Genomic DNA, 14,881 nt, shown 5'->3' on the forward strand with positions numbered 1-14,881 from the left:
ACTGTCACACAGGAGCGGGCGGACCGATGCTTGGATCGACATACGGCACCCTGACCACCGACTCCCGCCGCACGCGCGTCGTGGCCTGCGGCGAGACCCTGCCGCCTGCCGTGCACGGCAGCGCCGCGACGGCCGGCGACCTGGATGTCAGCGGACGGCCGCTGAACGCCGCCGTGCCCGACCTGGACCGCCTCTTCCGCCCCGAGTCCGTGGCCGTCGTCGGCGCCTCGGACACCGAGGGGCGGCCGAACACGGGCATCACCAGGCAGTTGCTCTCCTGGGCCGAGCGGGTCGGCGCCCGGCTGCACCCGGTGCACCCGACCCGTCAGTCCGTCTTCGGCATACCGTGCTTCCCTTCCATCAGAGACCTGCCCGAACAGGTCGACCTGGCCGTACTGCTCGTCGCGGACCCCCTTCCCGTGATCGAGGAACTCGCCGAAACCAAGGTGAAGTTCGCGGTGGCCTTCGCCTCCGGGTTCGCCGAGACCGGCGAGGCGGGCGCGGACGCCCAGCACCGGCTCGCCGCCGCCGTCGAACGCTCCGGCATACGGCTGCTGGGCCCCAACACCAACCTCAACGCTTTCGAGCAGTTCCGCGAGGACCTGGACGGACCGGCGATCGCGCTGATCACACAGTCCGGGCACCAGGGCCGCCCCGTCTTCGCCCTGCAGGAACTGGGCATCCGCCTCTCCCACTGGGCACCGACGGGTAACGAGGCCGACCTGGAGACCGCGGACTTCATCTCCTACTTCGCCGAGCAGCCCGAGGTCGGCGCCATCGCCTGCTACGTCGAGGGCCTCAAGGACGGACGCTCCTTCCTGCTCGCCGCAGACCGGGCCGCCCGGCGGGGAGTGCCGGTCGTCGCGGTCAAGGTCGGCCGCACGGAGACCGGTGCCCGGACCGCCGCCTCACACACCGGCAAGCTGACCGGCGCGGACACGGTGGTGGACGCGGCGATGCGGCAGTACGGCGTGATCCGCGTGGACGGGCTCGACGAACTCCAGGACACCGCGGCCCTGCTGGCACGGGCCCGCAGACCGGAGGCCGACGGGGTCGTCGTCTATTCGATCTCGGGCGGCACGGGCGCGCACTTCTCGGACCTGGCGACGGAGGCCGGGCTCGAACTGCCGACGCTCTCCGAGGCGAAGCAGGCCGAACTGCACCAGTGGATACCCGAGTATCTGAACGTCGCCAATCCCGTCGACAACGGCGGGCACCCCGTGGGCGACTGGCGCGGACGCAAGATCATCGATGCGATCCTCGACGACCCCTCCGTCGGCGTACTGATCTGCCCGATCACCGGGCCCTTCCCACCGATGAGCGACAAGCTCGCGCAGGACCTGGTGGATGCCGCGGAGCGGACCGACAAGCTGGTGTGCGTGGTCTGGGGATCGCCGGTCGGCACCGAGGACGCCTACCGCAACACCCTCCTCGGGTCCTCGCGCGTGGCCACGTTCCGGACCTTCGCGAACTGCATCACCGCAGTTCGCGCGTACCTGGACCACCACCGGTTCACCACCGCGTACCGCTCGCCCTTCGATGAGGCGCCCCGCACCGCGTCGCCCGCCTGCCGCAAGGCGCAGGCGCTGATGCGGCCTGGCCACCAGCTGAGCGAGCACGCGGCCAAGCAACTGCTGCGCACCTACGGCATCCGTGTGCCGCGCGAGCAGCTGGTGACCAGCGCAGCCGCGGCCGTGCGCGCCGCCGGGCTCGTGGGCTACCCGGTGGTGATGAAGGCGTCGGGCGCTCAGCTCGGGCACAAGACCGAACTGGGTCTGGTGAAGATGGGGCTGACGTCGGCCAGCCAGGTCCGCGATGCCTACCGTGAGCTGACCGACATCGCCCGCTTCGAGGGCATCTCGCTGGACGGTGTCCTCGTGTGCCAGATGGTCGAGCGGGGCGTCGAGATGGTCGTCGGCGTCGCGCAGGACCCGCTGTTCGGGCCCACCGTGACGGTCGGCCTCGGCGGCGTACTCGTCGAGGTGATGCGGGACGCGGCGGTGCGCGTGCCGCCCTTCGGCGAGGACCAGGCACGGGCCATGCTCGGCGAACTGCGCGGGCGGGCCCTCCTCGACGGGGTCCGGGGGGCGCCCCCTGCCGATGTGGAGGCGCTGGTCGAGGTCGTGCTGCGCGTTCAGCGGATGGCGCTCGAACTCGGCGACGACCTCGCGGAGCTCGACATCAACCCGCTCATGGTGCTGCCCCGTGGGCAGGGGGCGGTTGCGCTGGACGCGCTGGCCGTGTGCCGCTGAGGTTCCCCGCGTATCCACCGCAACCGGCGGCGGCACGGGCGCCGGGGCCCGCGCCCCTGCCCATGCTCGCGCCGCCCGTGCCCATGCCCGCCTCCGCACCCCTGCCCGGGTCCACGCCCGCACCCCTGACCATTCTCGCGTCCGCACGCATGCCCGCGTCCGTACCCATGCGGGCGCCGACGCCGATGCCCCCGCCCGCAACCACGCCCGAGCCCACCGCCGTACCGAACGGAGCCACTCCCCCATGGCCAACGCCCCCCTCACGACACCCTCCCCCGACGACTCCCCCGAGAAATCCGTCGATTCATTGGTACTGCACGCCACTGACAACGGCGTCTTGTGGATCACGCTCAACCGGCCCGAAGCCATGAACGCCGTCACCTGGGACCAGCGAGAACGCATCATTCAGCTGCTCGCCGACGCCTCCGCCGATCCTGACGTACGAGCCGTCGTGATCACCGCCACCGGCAGGGGTTTCTGCGCGGGAGCCGATCTGCGCGGGGCCCCCTCCACCGCCGAGCGGATCCCGGGCGACGTGGCGAGGACGATCCGGCTCGGTGCCCAGCGTCTGATCGCGGCCGTCCTGGACTGCGAGAAGCCGGTGATCGCCGCCGTCAACGGCACGGCCGCCGGTATCGGCGCCCACCTCGCGTTCGCCTGCGACCTCGTACTGGCCGCGGAATCCGCCAAGTTCATCGAGGTGTTCGTACGGCGGGGACTGGTGCCGGACGGAGGGGGTGCGTATCTCCTCCCTCGTCTCATCGGTCCGCAGCGCGCCAAGGAACTGATGTTCTTCGGCGACTCGCTCCCTGCCGCCGAGGCCGAACGGCTCGGGCTCGTCAACCGCGTCGTGCCGCCCGGCGAACTGGAGAAGACGGCCCGCGACTGGGCACAGCGGCTGGCCGCCGGCCCGACCCGAGCCCTGGCCCTCACCAAGCACCTGGTGAACGCCTCGCTCGACTCGGACCGCGCGACGGCCTTCGCGGCCGAGGCCGCCGCGCAGGAGATCAACATGGCGACGGCGGACGCACAGGAGGGTGTGACCGCGTTCGTGGAGCGCCGCGCTCCGGCGTACAAGGGGCGCTGAACGACTTCACTTCTGACGAATCGTCAGATTCAATGGGTGACGTGATGGGACACGCAGGGATGGCGGCCACCGTCGTCCGATACCTCAGGTCTGTCGGGGCGCCCACCGCCGCCGCCGTCGTCGAAGCGCTGCCGCGGCCGGAGTTGCGTGCGGTCGGGGACGACGAGCGCGCGCCGGTCGATGCGGCCGAGTTCCGGCGCGTACTGGGGAGCTTCGCGACCGGCGTGACCGTGGTCACCGCCCCGGCCGACGAGGAGGAGGACGGCCCGGCGGGCTTCGCCTGCCAGTCCTTCTCGTCGCTCTCCCTCGATCCTCCACTCGTCGCGTTCATGGTGGCCCGTACGTCGACCACCTGGCCACGCATCGCACGAGCAGGCGTCTTCTGCGTCAACATCCTGGGAGCACATCAGGGCGACCTGTGCCGCGGCTTCGCGGTGAGCGGCGCTGACAAGTTCGCGGGCGTCGACTACGACCCGGCACCGGTGTCCGGCTCGCCCCGCCTCTCCGGTGCGCTTGCCTGGATCGACTGCACGATCCAGGCCGTACACACCGGCGGCGACCATCTGATCGTGGTGGGGCGCGTGAACGCGCTGGGCACGCTGGACGACGGCCCCGGGGACCCTCTGCTGTTCCATCGGGGGCGGTTCGGACGGTTGAGCGACTGAATCCTCGATTCCGCAGATGGCGCTCATCAGCGCGAGTGATTCGTACGATGGGGGCTGTTACGGAGCGTGGCGGGGCCTCTACCTTCGAGGCATGAACGAACCCACGCGCATCGACGTGTCCGAGCTGCACGAGCCCCACCGCCTGACGCAACTCGTCGCCGGTCCCTACCCGGTCGAGATCACGGATCACGGTGAGGTGATCCAGGTAATCGAGGGCGATAAGCCCTACCTCACAGCTGAGGAGATGATCCGGTTCTGGGAGTCCGGTGGCGGCATTGACCGCGAGATGCTGGACGAGATCGACGCCCTGTTCTCCGGCTCGGACGAGTACACCTCCGGAGACTCCGGTGACGTGTCGTGAGTAGTGAACTCGCCCTCGCAGACACCAGCTTCTTCGTGGGCCGCGAGGCGGGCCGCCCCATGGCCGCGGCGCTGCCCCGACGGTTCGGGGTCTCATCGATCACACTGGCTGAGCTGAGTCTGGGCGTCAGCACAGCCCGCGACGGGGAGACACGCGCGCGTCGGCTCGCGACCCTCCGCACAGCAGCCGGGCACCGGATCCTCGTGCCCGACCGTATCGTCGCCTCCGTCTGGTCGCAGATGATGGCCGAGATAGTCAGGTCCGGCCGCCGGCTGCCCAAGGCGCGCGTCAACGACGCCTGGATCGCGGCCACCGCCCGGGCCAACAGCATCCCTGTCATCACCCAAGACGACGGCTTCACCGCCTTCCCCGGCGTCCAAGTCATCCGCGTCTGACCTACGCCCCCGCCACCGCCGGCACCATCGCGCGCCCCTTCCGGATCACCAGCGCCATCAACGCCGCCACCGCACACAGCGCGCCCGACGCGTACCAGACCATGTCGTAGGAGCCGAAGACATCCCGGGCGACGCCGCCGAGGAAGGCGATCAGGGCCGCGCCCACCTGGTGGGAGGCCAGGACCCAGCCGAAGACGATCGCGCTGTCCTCGCCGTAGTGCTCGCGGCACAGGGCCAACGTGGGCGGGACCGTGGCGACCCAGTCGAGGCCGTAGAAGACGATGAAGAAGATCATCGGCGGGCGCACGGAGGGGCCGCCGAAGGCGAGGAGCATCGGCAGGAAGAGGAGCGAGATGCCGCGCAGGGCGTAGTAGACGGCCAGCAGGCGGCGTGCATCGAAGCGGTCCGTGAACCAGCCGGAGGCCACCGTGCCGACGACGTCGAAGACGCCGATGACCGCGAGCAGCGAGGCCGCCGCCGTGATGGGCATGCCATGGTCGTGGGCCGCCGGGACGAAATGTGTCTGGATGAGGCCGTTCGTCGAGGCGCCGCAGATCGCGAAAGTGCCGGCGAGCAGCCAGAACGGGCCGGTCCGCGCCGCGGAGAGAAGGACCTTGACCGCGCGCCGAGCAGCGCCGGGGACGGGCGGGGGCTTCTCCACGAACACCTCGGAGCCAAACGGCTTCAGCCCCACATCAGCCGGATGGTCGCGCAGGAGCAGCCATACGAAGGGGACCACCGCCAGCGCGGCGAGCGCCACCGTCACAGCCGCCGGCCGCCAGTCGTGCTCCTCCACGATCCAGGCCAGAAGGGGAAGAAAAATGAGCTGTCCCGACGCGGACGCGGCCGTCAGGATGCCCGTGACCAGGCCACGGCGCTCGATGAACCACCGATTCGTCACGGTCGCGGCGAACGCGAGCGCCATCGAGCCGGAACCGAGACCGACGAGCACGCCCCAGCACAACAGCAGCTGCCAGGCCGCCGTCATCCATACCGTGAGACCGGAGCCGAGCGCGATCACGGTCAGCGCCACGGCCACCACCCGCCGGATGCCGAACCGGTCCATCAGCGCCGCGGCGAACGGCGCGGTGAGGCCGTACAACGCGAGGTTGACGGACACGGCGAGGCCGATCGTGCCGCGCGACCAGTCGAACTCCCGGTGCAGAGGGTCGATCAGAAGGCCCGGCAGTGAGCGGAAGGCCGCAGCGCCGATGATCGTCACAAAGGTGACGGCCGCGACGAACCAGGCCCAGTGAACCGGCAGCCTGCGCGTCCGCAGCGGGCGCGCGGGCGCGCCCGCTGCGCCGGTCCCGACGGTCGCACCTGGCGCGCGGTTGGCCTCGGTCGCGCCGGTCGCACGACCCGCACCGCTCGCATCGGCTGAGCCGGCCAGGTCGTCATGTTCGGCACCATGGCCGGAACCGGCACCCCGGTCCAGCCCTTGTCCTGCCCCATCGGTCGAACGGTTCGGGCTCGACTGTCCTGCCCCCTCCATCGAACGGTCCGGGCCCGGCTTTCCGGCCCCCTCCGTCGAACGGTTCGGGCGGTCTGCGGTCGGCGGCTCGTCCTGGGTGCCGGGCGCTGTGGTTGTCGGGGTCACGTCGTTCTGCGTCACGCCCTACAGCTTCCTTGTCCCTGCCACCGTGAGCGAGTGGCCCGAAGGACAGCCTTCGCTAGGATCGGGCCATGACTGCCGTCCGCGCACTACGCAGACACCGCATCGTCGTCCTCGCCATGGACGGGCTGCTCCCCTTCGAGCTGGGCATCCCCCAGCGCATCTTCGGTCGCGCCCGGGATGCCGAGGGACGACGGCTGTACGAGGTCGTCACCTGCTCCGTCCGGCCGCCGGGTCCGGTGCGTACGGACGCCGACTTCGACATCCTCGTCCAGAACGGGCCGGAGACGCTGGCCACCGCGGACACGCTCGTCGTGCCTGCCTCGTACGAGCTCGGCCCGGTCTTCGAAGAGGGCCGGCTCACGGACGAACTGGCCGCCGCCCTCGCCCACCTGAGGCCGGGGACCCGGCTTCTCTCCATCTGCACCGGCGGCTACGTCCTGGCCGCTGCCGGCTATCTCGACGGCCGGCCCGCGACCACACACTGGGCTCACGCCGAACACTTCCAGCAGCTCTTCCCCTCGATCAAGGTCGACGCGGACGTCCTCTTCATCGACGACGAAGATGTGCTGACCTCGGCCGGGGTAGCCGCCGGCATCGACCTGTGCCTGCATGTCGTACGCCGGGACCACGGCACGGCGGTGGCCAACGATGTCGCGCGCCGCATCGTCGTACCGCCCCATCGCGACGGCGGGCAGGCGCAGTACATCCAGCGCCCGATCCCCGAACCGCAGCAGGCGAACACGGCTGCCGCGCGCGCCTGGGCGCTGGAGCGGCTGCACGAGCCCATCCAGCTGCGCGACATGGCCGCGCAGGAGTCGATGTCGGTACGCACCTTCACGCGCCGGTTCCGTGAGGAGGCCGGTGTCAGCCCTGGCCAGTGGCTGACGCAGCAGCGCGTGGAATGGGCCCGGCAGCTGCTGGAGTCCAGCGACCTCTCGGTCGACCAGATCGCACATGACGCCGGTTTCGGCACCGCCCAGTCCATGCGCCAGCACCTGCAGGCGGCTCTCGGCGTCACACCGACCGTCTACCGGCGCACCTTCCGTTCCACAAACCCACCTGCCAACCGGCCTGCCAAGCCCCTTGCGAATCCGCCCGCCGAACTGCCTGCCAGCCCGCCCGCCAACCCGCCTGCGAATCCGCCCGCCGAACTCGCCAACCCGTCTGCGAACCGGCCTGCCAACCTGCCTGCCAACCTGCCTGCCCAAGGGGTTGCCGACCGAGCTGCTTCATGAGGGGGACGCCCACCATGGCTGCTTCATGAGGTAGTACCGCCACGCTCAGAACGTCAGTACGGCCCGCGCCACCCGTCCCTCGCGGGCGTCCTGGGTCGCCTTCGCGAAGTCCTCCACCGGATACGTCGTGGTCACCAGCTCGTCCAGGAGCAGCCGGCCGTCCCGGTACAGGTCCGCGTACAGGGCGATGTCCCGTTGCGGACGCGATGAGCCGTAGCGGCAGCCGAGGATGGACTTGTCGAGGTACATGGACGAGACGAGGAACGACGCCTCGGCGGTCGCGGGCGGGACGCCGAGCAGGACCGCCTGGCCGTGGCGGTCGAGCAGGTCGATCGCCTGCCGGATCAGCTCCACGCGCCCCACGCACTCGAACGCGTGGTCCGCGCCGTTCGGCAGTACGTCCCTGGCGCCCTCCGTCGACGTGAGGAAGTGCGTGGCGCCGAACTGCCGTGCCACCGCCTCCTTCTCCGGGTTCGCGTCCACCGCGACGATCGTGAGGGCGCCCGCGATCCGCGCACCCTGGATGACGTTCAGGCCGATGCCGCCGGTGCCGATGACGAGCACGCTGTCGCCGCGGTCCACACGCGCGCGGTTGAGCACGGCGCCGACTCCCGTCAGCACCCCGCACCCGATCAGCGCCGCCGACGTGAGAGGCATCCCCGGCGGGATCCGCACGGCCTGCACCGCCTTCACGATCGTCCGTTCCGCGAAGGCCGAGTTGGACGCGAACTGGTACAGCGGCCGTCCGTCCCGTGCGAACGGCTGCTGCGGCATGCCGATCGCCTTCCGGCACATCGTGGGGCGTCCCCGGTCGCACTCCGCGCACGCCCCGCAGTTGGCCAGCGTCGACAGTGCTACATGGTCACCGGGCTGGACATGGGTGACGCCCACACCCACCGCCTCGATCACACCGGCGCCCTCATGTCCGAGCACCACAGGTATGGGGAAAGGTATGGTCCCGTCCACCACCGACAGATCGCTGTGACAGAGCCCGGCCGCGGAGACCCGGACGAGCACCTCACCCGGGCCCGGCTCCCGTATCTCCAGGTCGTCGACCACCTGGACCTGTTTCCCGTCGAAGATCACGCCTCGCATCACTGATGCACGCTCCTCATCGCGGCTCCCTGGGTAGGCCGAGCACCCGCTCGGCGATGATGTTGCGCTGGATCTCGTCCGAGCCGCCGTAGATCGTGTCGGCACGGCTGAAGGGGAACAGGCGTTGCAGCGCGTCGAGTTCGTACGGTGCGTCCGGCGACCAGTCCGCAGTCCCACGGCAGCGGCGGCGCCTCGGACCTGCATCGCAAGCTCGCCGAGCCGCTGGTGCCAGCCGCCCCACAGCAGCTTGGCGACGCTCGGCGCACCCGGGTCTGAGCCCGCCCCCCGGGTCTGAGCCCGCCCCCGGCCCGGAGCCCGCGCCCGCCCTGGAGCCCGCCCTCGGCCCGGAGCTCGTCCCCGACCCCGGCCCCAAACCCGACCTCGACCCCCGAACCCGACCCTGGCCCTGACCTCGACCCCGAACCCGACCCTGGCCCGGACTGCACAGCGTACGAAGGGCGTTCCAGCGCATCATGCGCAGCTTTAAGGGCGTGGGCGTGGGAGGTGTCCCCAGCCCTGCGGAACGCCTGCCCACTACGGGAGCGGCGCACCTGCCCACACATGCAAGCCCCCTGACGCCACAGCGGAAAACCCCTACGCGTTCGGCCGTTCCTTCGCTGCCGCCGCCCTCGCCATCTCCTCAAGTCGGGCCAGCATCGGCATCGGGTCCGTGCCGACCGTGCCGGGGAGGAAGTCGGCGATCTTCTCCGGGGTCCAGGCGCCGTCCGCGTACCCGGCGCGCAACTCGCGCGGCTGCGCCCACACGGCGATCTTGGGGCCGGCGATCGTGTACACCTGCCCGGTGATGTTCTCCGCCTTCGCGCGGTCGCTGAGCAGATAGACGACCAGAGCGGCCACGTCCTCGGGCTCGCCGATCTCCTTGAGCTCCATGGGGACGCCCGCAGACATGCGCGTACGGGCCACGGGGGCCACCGCGTTCGCCGTCACGCCGTACTTGTGCAGGCCGAGTGCCGCGCTGCGTACGAGCGAGATGATGCCGCCCTTGGCCGCCGAGTAGTTGGCCTGGGACACCGAGCCCTGATGGTTGCCGCTGGTGAAGCCGATGAGCGCCCCGGAGCCCTGCTTGCGCATGACCGCCGAGGCGGCGCGGAAGACCGTGAAGGTGCCCTTGAGGTGCGTGGCCACCACGGGATCCCACTCCTCCTCGGACATGTTGAAGAGCATGCGTTCGCGCAGGATGCCCGCCACGCACACGACGCCGTCGATCCGCCCGTACTCCGCCAGCGCCACGTCGACGAGCCGCTGCCCACCCGTCATCGTGGAGATGTCGTCGGCGACCGCCACCGCCTCTCCGCCCGCGGACTCGATCTCCTTGACCACCGCATCGGCTATCTCGCTGGCCGGTTGGGCGCCCTCGATCGAGACGCCGTAGTCGTTGACGACGACCTTCGCGCCTTCCGCGGCCGCGGCGAGGGCGACCGCCCGGCCGATACCGCGCCCTGCGCCGGTCACCGCGACGACCTTGCCTGCCAAGAAGTTCCCCACGTCCGGCCCCTTCCCGAGTTTGCTGACGGACCGTTAGATTCGATTCCCGAGCCGATTCTACGACCCGTCAGATACCTCGACACAAGCCCCGGGGAGGGACCGACCCATGTCGCTGCCGGACGAGTTCCACGACATCGCCAAGCGCGTCAACAACTGGGGCCGCTGGGGCGCCGACGACGAGATCGGCACGCTGAACCTGATCACGGACGAGGTCGTACGGGAGGCGGCCGCGACCGTCCGCACGGGGCGCCGGGTGCCCCTCTCGCTACCCCTCCAGCAGGACGGCGTGCAGACCGGCGTGATCCCGGGCCGGGTCAACCCGCTGCACACCATGGTGCAGATCAACCAGGAGATCTTCGGCCCCGGCACCGTCGCCTGCAGCGACGACGCCGTGACGATGGGGCTGCAGGCGGCGACCCATTGGGACGCCCTCACGCATGTCTCACACTCGGGGAAGATCTACAACGGCCGCCCAGCGAGCACCATCACGCCGCACGGCGGAGCCGGGTTCAGCGGTATCGACAAGCCGCGGCACATCGTCTCGCGCGGCGTCCTGCTGGACGTGGCCCGCGCACACGGCACGGACCGGCTCGACGGCGGTCACGCCGTGACCCCCGAGGACCTCGAAGCCGCCGAGGAGTTCGCGGGCACGACGGTACGGGCAGGCGACATCGTCCTCGTACGCACCGGGCAGATCCAGGCGTATCTGGCAGGGGACAAGCACGGATACGGCTTTCCGTCCCCCGGACTCTCCGTGCGGACGCCCGAGTGGTTCCACGCACGCGATGTTGCGGCGGTCGCGAACGACACCCTGACCTTCGAGATCTTCCCGCCGGAGATCGAGAACCTGTGGCTGCCGGTGCACGCGCTCGACCTGGTCGAGATGGGAATGCTGCAGGGCCAGAACTGGAACCTCGAAGAGCTCTCCGCGGCCTGCGCGGACGAGGGGTGTTACACCTTCCTGCTGTCCGCCATGCCCGAGCCGTTCGTCGGCGGGACGGGAACTCCCGTGGCGCCGGTCGCGATCCTGTAGTCCGGCGCGATCGCAGAGCGGGCTGGAGGGAAGCGATGGAGTGGCGGCGCGCCGCATCCGCCCCGAGCACGGAACCACGCACCGCCATCCAACTCCGGCGTAACGGCACCGCATCCCCTGTGCCCCCGCAAGGTGCCGCCGCCACGCCGCGATCCACACTCGCCGAGGACCCCCGTGATGGACGCCCTCGGCGTCCCCTCGCCGCGAATCGCTGACCACAAGGGTGATGAATCGGACACCTCACGTCAACACCCGCTCGGGTGTTATGTAAGTTATGCCTGATTTATAGGGGCGTGCATGGGAGCGCACAGGGGCGCGATACCGCGCGCACCTCAACTCGGGGGCTCAAGCCCCGGCGCCTCACGCCGCCTGCTCAACGGCCTCTGCTGTACGGACCTCTGCCACAGGAACCGCAAGACCCGCATGACCCGCATGACCCGCATGACCCGCATGACCCGCATGACCCGCATGACCTGCATGACCTGCATGACCCGCACGGTGCGCGCGACCTCTGCTACACAGCTTCCGCCTGCACGGCTTCGTACGCCACACCTTCGTACCGCGTACCCCCGTGCCCCGCACCTTCGTACGCCGGGCCTTCGTACCCCGCACCGCCGTGCACCGTCGCCTCGTACGACGCGGTGGCCGTCGCCGCTTCGCAGCGGTCCACCTCGCACCAGATGCGCTTGCCCGTCCCTTCGTGCTGCCAGCCCCAGCGGTCGGCGAGCCCGTCGACCAGGGCCAGGCCGCGTCCGTTCGTCTCGTCGCCGTCGGCCTGCCGCGCCCGCGGGGCCCGGGTGCTGGAGTCGGCGACCTCGACGCGGACCGTGCCGGGAGGCGTTGCGGGCACTCCGGGGAGAAGCATGCGCAGCACGGCGGGGCAGCCGGTGTGCACAACGGCGTTGGTGACCAGTTCGGAGACGAGCAGGACGAGCGTCTCGGCCAGCGGTTCGTCAGCCTCTATGCCCGACCCGGCGAGCCGCGACCGGGCCCATCTCCGCGCCCGTCCCACTTCCGCGGGGTCGGGCCGGACCTCGATCTGAACCTGAAGCACCTGCACCGCTCACACCATCCGAACCGGCGGACACATCGCCTCGCGCCTCCACGGGGTCACGGACCGTGATCCCCTTGTGAGACAGCATGGTTGACGTACAGTCACCCCAACAAGCGCTTCGGGCATATTCCAGCGCGAAGGAGTACGCGTGCGGCATACTGTGCGACGCGTGCTGCAGGGGGTCGAACAGGCAGGCACGTGACGTCGCCATGCCCTGCGACCGGCGCACATCACCCGTTCCGGCGTCGCCCCAGGGGCAACTCCGGGATGGCTCAGTCTCGGAACCGGTCGCATCCCACACAAGGTACCCGAGCCGGGACATGACTCCTTGCTGTGACGAGTCACGCGTAGGACACAACCGTGTATCGACGCAGGGTTACCGTTTCTCCGGTAGCAGCAGGTCCGCTGCCAGAGATTCCTCGTGCACCGCGGTGCTCTGCCCCCGCCGGGCCCTCACCCATGCCCGTTTCAGGTACATATGTACGTCGGCCTCCCAGGTGAAGCCCATGCCGCCGTGGACCTGGAGGCAGTCGCGGGCGCCGCGGACCGCCGCCTCGTCGGCGAGGAGCCGGGCGGTGGCGATGTCGAGCGGGTCGGCGGTCACGGAGGCCGCGTAGACCGCGGCGCGCGCCATCTCGGTGCGTACGAGCATCTGGGCGCACAGGTGCTTGACCGCCTGGAAGGAGCCGATGGGCCGGCCGAACTGCTGTCGTTCGCGGGCGTACCGGACGGCCATGTCGCAGGTACGGGTGGCGCCGCCGAGTTGTTCGGCGGCGCCGAGCAGCTCAGCGAACGAGTTGTCGGCGCCCGCCGTCGTGGGTTGTGCCCACCCTCCCCCAAGCTCTCGGCTTCGCTCGAGCAGGGGGGACCCCCATCGCCCTGCGGAACGATTGCCCACAACGGCGTGCACCCTGTGCAAGGGCGTCAGCGGATCTACTGACTGCAGGGGCACGGCCCCGGAGGCATCGCCCTGTACGACGTCCGCCTCGTCCAGCCACTCCACCAGCGCCCCGCCCCCGGTCCCGTCCACGACCCCGTCCACTGCCGTGACCACGGTCAGGCCCTCGGCGGCTCCCGGGACGGTGCCCGCGGCGAGGTGTGTGGCGATGAGTGGGCCCGGCAGCAGGACACGCCCCGCCTCCTCGAAGGCAAGTACGGCCTCGGGGAGTCCGAGTCCGACGCCGCCGTCCGCTTCCGGGAGGCACAGCGCGAAGAACCCGGCCTCGCCGAGCTCCCGCCACAGGCCGCGGTCAAGGCGGGCCCCCGACCCGTCCACGCCAGCCGCGTCGACGGCCGCCCGCAGCGCCTCGCGCCCGAACCGGCCGGCCAGCAGCTCCCGTACGCCCGTCTGCAAGGCGCGCTGGTCGTCCGTCAGTTGGAAGTGCATCCCGGGCTCACCCGTCCTTCCGTCCGTTCCGGTCCTTCGGGAGGCCGAGGATGCGCTCGGCGACGATGTTCTGCTGGATCTGCGACGTTCCGGCGGCGATGGTGTACGAGAGCGAGGACAGCCGGTCCAGGGTCCACTCGCGGGACAGGTCGAGGGAGTCGGGGCCGAGAACCTCGGCCGCGGTGTCGTACAGCTCCTGGCGGGCGTGCGAGTACCGCAGTTTGAAGACCGAACCGCCAACGCCCGGGACTCCGCCGGTCCTCTCCGACTCGCTCACGTTCCACTGGGTCAGCCGCCACAGGGCCCGGAACTCCGCGTTCAGCCGGCCCAGGCGGCGCCTGAGCACGAGGTCGTCCCAGCGGCCGTTCACCCGTGCCTCGCGGGCGAGCTCTCCGAGCACCCGCCGGCAGGCCACGACCTCGCCGACGAACGCCGTGCCACGTTCGAAGGACAGCGTCACCATCGTCACGCGCCAGCCGTCGTTCTCCGCGCCCACCCGGTTCCCGACCGGAACGCGCACCTCGTCGAGGAAGACCTCCGCGAACTCCGTCGAGCCCGCGAGGGTCCGCAGTGGCCGGACCGTGACGCCGGGCGCGTCCACAGGCATCACGAGCCAAGTGATGCCGCGGTGCTTGGGCACGTCGTCGCTGACGGGCTGCGTGCGCACGAGCAGTTCGCACCAGTCGGCGACCTCCGCGTGCGAGGTCCAGATCTTCGAGCCGGTGATGACGTAGTCGTCGCCGTCCCGGACCGCCCTCGTACGCAGGGACGCGAGGTCCGAGCCCGCGTCCGGTTCGCTGAAGCCCTGGCACCACACCTCCTCGCCGCGCAGGATCGGCGGCAGCCAGCGGGCCCGCTGCTCCGGTGTCCCCTCCGCGGCGATCGTGGGTCCCGCGTGCAGCAGGCCGACGAAGTTGGCGCCCACGTAGGGCGCGCCCGCCCGTTCCGTCTCCTCCAGGAAGATCAGGTGCTGGGTCGGGGTCGCTCCACGGCCGCCCGCGTCGACGGGCCAGTGCAGCCCCGCGTACCCGGCGTCGTACAGCATCCGCTGCCAGCCGAGGTCGTACGCCCTGCGCGCGGGCCAGTCGCCGGGGTCGGGCTTCGGCGGAAGCCCCGGCAGCACCTTGGTGAGCCACTCGCGCAGCCCGGCCCGGAACTCTTCCTCTTCCTCCGTGTACGTGAGGTCCACGTGC

The 14,881-nt window shown here is 70.6% G+C and carries 13 protein-coding genes and 1 pseudogene; 7 read left to right on the top strand and 7 right to left on the bottom strand.

Going from position 1 to position 14,881, the window contains the following annotated elements:
- Positions 1 to 26 precede the first annotated feature (26 nt).
- The 5 genes from H1D24_RS15335 to H1D24_RS15355 all read left to right on the top strand — a co-directional run bounded on the left by H1D24_RS15335 (position 27) and on the right by H1D24_RS15355 (position 4,760).
- On the top strand, positions 27 to 2,252 hold the full coding sequence (locus H1D24_RS15335) for an acetate--CoA ligase family protein (RefSeq protein ID WP_181658111.1): 2,226 nt from the start codon (positions 27 to 29) through the stop codon (positions 2,250 to 2,252).
- A gap of 244 nt (positions 2,253 to 2,496) precedes the next feature.
- Positions 2,497 to 3,339: an enoyl-CoA hydratase/isomerase family protein gene (locus tag H1D24_RS15340; RefSeq protein WP_181658112.1), complete on the top strand. Its 843-nt coding sequence runs from the start codon at positions 2,497 to 2,499 to the stop codon at positions 3,337 to 3,339.
- A 44-nt stretch (positions 3,340 to 3,383) separates the two neighbouring features.
- Positions 3,384 to 4,004, top strand: coding sequence for a flavin reductase family protein (locus tag H1D24_RS15345; protein WP_181658302.1), 621 nt, complete (start codon positions 3,384 to 3,386; stop codon positions 4,002 to 4,004).
- Between the two features lie 91 nt (positions 4,005 to 4,095).
- Positions 4,096 to 4,365, top strand: coding sequence for a hypothetical protein (locus tag H1D24_RS15350; protein WP_181658113.1), 270 nt, complete (start codon positions 4,096 to 4,098; stop codon positions 4,363 to 4,365).
- Complete coding sequence (locus H1D24_RS15355; RefSeq protein WP_220136761.1) at positions 4,362 to 4,760, top strand: PIN domain-containing protein; 399 nt, start codon at positions 4,362 to 4,364, stop codon at positions 4,758 to 4,760. Before H1D24_RS15350 ends, H1D24_RS15355 begins: the two co-directional genes overlap by 4 nt.
- 1 nt (position 4,761) lies before the next feature.
- On the opposite strand, the gene H1D24_RS15360 is transcribed toward H1D24_RS15355, so the two are convergent.
- A complete protein-coding gene (locus tag H1D24_RS15360) occupies positions 4,762 to 6,255 on the bottom strand; it encodes an MFS transporter (RefSeq protein ID WP_258564105.1) in 1,494 nt (497 codons plus the stop codon).
- Positions 6,256 to 6,446: 191 nt separating this feature from the next.
- On the opposite strand from H1D24_RS15360, the gene H1D24_RS15365 reads away from it, so the two are divergent.
- Entirely contained in the window at positions 6,447 to 7,613 is a 1,167-nt protein-coding gene (locus H1D24_RS15365) for a GlxA family transcriptional regulator (protein ID WP_258564090.1), read from the top strand.
- Positions 7,614 to 7,658: 45 nt separating this feature from the next.
- Here the strand turns inward: H1D24_RS15365 and H1D24_RS15370 are convergent, their stop codons facing one another.
- The 3 genes and pseudogenes from H1D24_RS15370 to H1D24_RS15380 all read right to left on the bottom strand — a co-directional run bounded on the left by H1D24_RS15370 (position 7,659) and on the right by H1D24_RS15380 (position 10,214).
- Positions 7,659 to 8,708: a Zn-dependent alcohol dehydrogenase gene (locus tag H1D24_RS15370; protein ID WP_181658114.1), complete on the bottom strand. Its 1,050-nt coding sequence runs from the start codon at positions 8,706 to 8,708 to the stop codon at positions 7,659 to 7,661.
- A 16-nt stretch (positions 8,709 to 8,724) separates the two neighbouring features.
- A pseudogene (locus H1D24_RS15375) lies at positions 8,725 to 8,984 on the bottom strand (acyl-CoA dehydrogenase family protein); the annotation flags it as partial.
- Positions 8,985 to 9,302: 318 nt separating this feature from the next.
- The gene (locus tag H1D24_RS15380) at positions 9,303 to 10,214 is read right to left on the bottom strand and encodes an SDR family oxidoreductase (RefSeq protein ID WP_181658115.1); all 912 of its coding nucleotides are present in this window, start codon (positions 10,212 to 10,214) and stop codon (positions 9,303 to 9,305) included.
- A 106-nt stretch (positions 10,215 to 10,320) separates the two neighbouring features.
- On the opposite strand from H1D24_RS15380, the gene H1D24_RS15385 reads away from it, so the two are divergent.
- Entirely contained in the window at positions 10,321 to 11,247 is a 927-nt protein-coding gene (locus H1D24_RS15385) for a cyclase family protein (protein WP_181658116.1), read from the top strand.
- 514 nt (positions 11,248 to 11,761) lie between these two features.
- On the opposite strand, the gene H1D24_RS15390 is transcribed toward H1D24_RS15385, so the two are convergent.
- The 3 genes from H1D24_RS15390 to H1D24_RS15400 form a co-directional block, all read right to left on the bottom strand.
- Complete coding sequence (locus tag H1D24_RS15390) at positions 11,762 to 12,307, bottom strand: ATP-binding protein (protein ID WP_181658117.1); 546 nt, start codon at positions 12,305 to 12,307, stop codon at positions 11,762 to 11,764.
- A gap of 370 nt (positions 12,308 to 12,677) precedes the next feature.
- The gene (locus H1D24_RS15395; RefSeq protein WP_181658118.1) at positions 12,678 to 13,688 is read right to left on the bottom strand and encodes an acyl-CoA dehydrogenase family protein; all 1,011 of its coding nucleotides are present in this window, start codon (positions 13,686 to 13,688) and stop codon (positions 12,678 to 12,680) included.
- 7 nt (positions 13,689 to 13,695) lie between these two features.
- A complete protein-coding gene (locus tag H1D24_RS15400; protein WP_181658119.1) occupies positions 13,696 to 14,877 on the bottom strand; it encodes an acyl-CoA dehydrogenase family protein in 1,182 nt (393 codons plus the stop codon).
- Between the last annotated feature and the right edge of the window lie 4 nt (positions 14,878 to 14,881).

This window comes from Streptomyces himalayensis subsp. himalayensis (genome assembly GCF_013778455.1).
Lineage (GTDB): Bacteria > Actinomycetota > Actinomycetes > Streptomycetales > Streptomycetaceae > Streptomyces > Streptomyces himalayensis.

What these genes read in the sequence shown, in the direction of transcription:
- H1D24_RS15335 (WP_181658111.1), top strand. Translation starts at nt 27, where the DNA reads ATGCTTGGATCGACATACGGCACCCTGACCACCGACTCCCGCCGCACG.
- H1D24_RS15340 (WP_181658112.1), top strand. Translation starts at nt 2,497, where the DNA reads ATGGCCAACGCCCCCCTCACGACACCCTCCCCCGACGACTCCCCCGAG.
- H1D24_RS15345 (WP_181658302.1), top strand. Translation starts at nt 3,384, where the DNA reads ATGGGACACGCAGGGATGGCGGCCACCGTCGTCCGATACCTCAGGTCT.
- H1D24_RS15350 (WP_181658113.1), top strand. Translation starts at nt 4,096, where the DNA reads ATGAACGAACCCACGCGCATCGACGTGTCCGAGCTGCACGAGCCCCAC.
- H1D24_RS15360 (WP_258564105.1), bottom strand. Translation starts at nt 6,255, where the DNA reads ATGGAGGGGGCAGGACAGTCGAGCCCGAACCGTTCGACCGATGGGGCA.
- H1D24_RS15365 (WP_258564090.1), top strand. Translation starts at nt 6,447, where the DNA reads ATGACTGCCGTCCGCGCACTACGCAGACACCGCATCGTCGTCCTCGCC.
- H1D24_RS15370 (WP_181658114.1), bottom strand. Translation starts at nt 8,708, where the DNA reads ATGCGAGGCGTGATCTTCGACGGGAAACAGGTCCAGGTGGTCGACGAC.
- H1D24_RS15385 (WP_181658116.1), top strand. Translation starts at nt 10,321, where the DNA reads ATGTCGCTGCCGGACGAGTTCCACGACATCGCCAAGCGCGTCAACAAC.
- H1D24_RS15395 (WP_181658118.1), bottom strand. Translation starts at nt 13,688, where the DNA reads ATGCACTTCCAACTGACGGACGACCAGCGCGCCTTGCAGACGGGCGTA.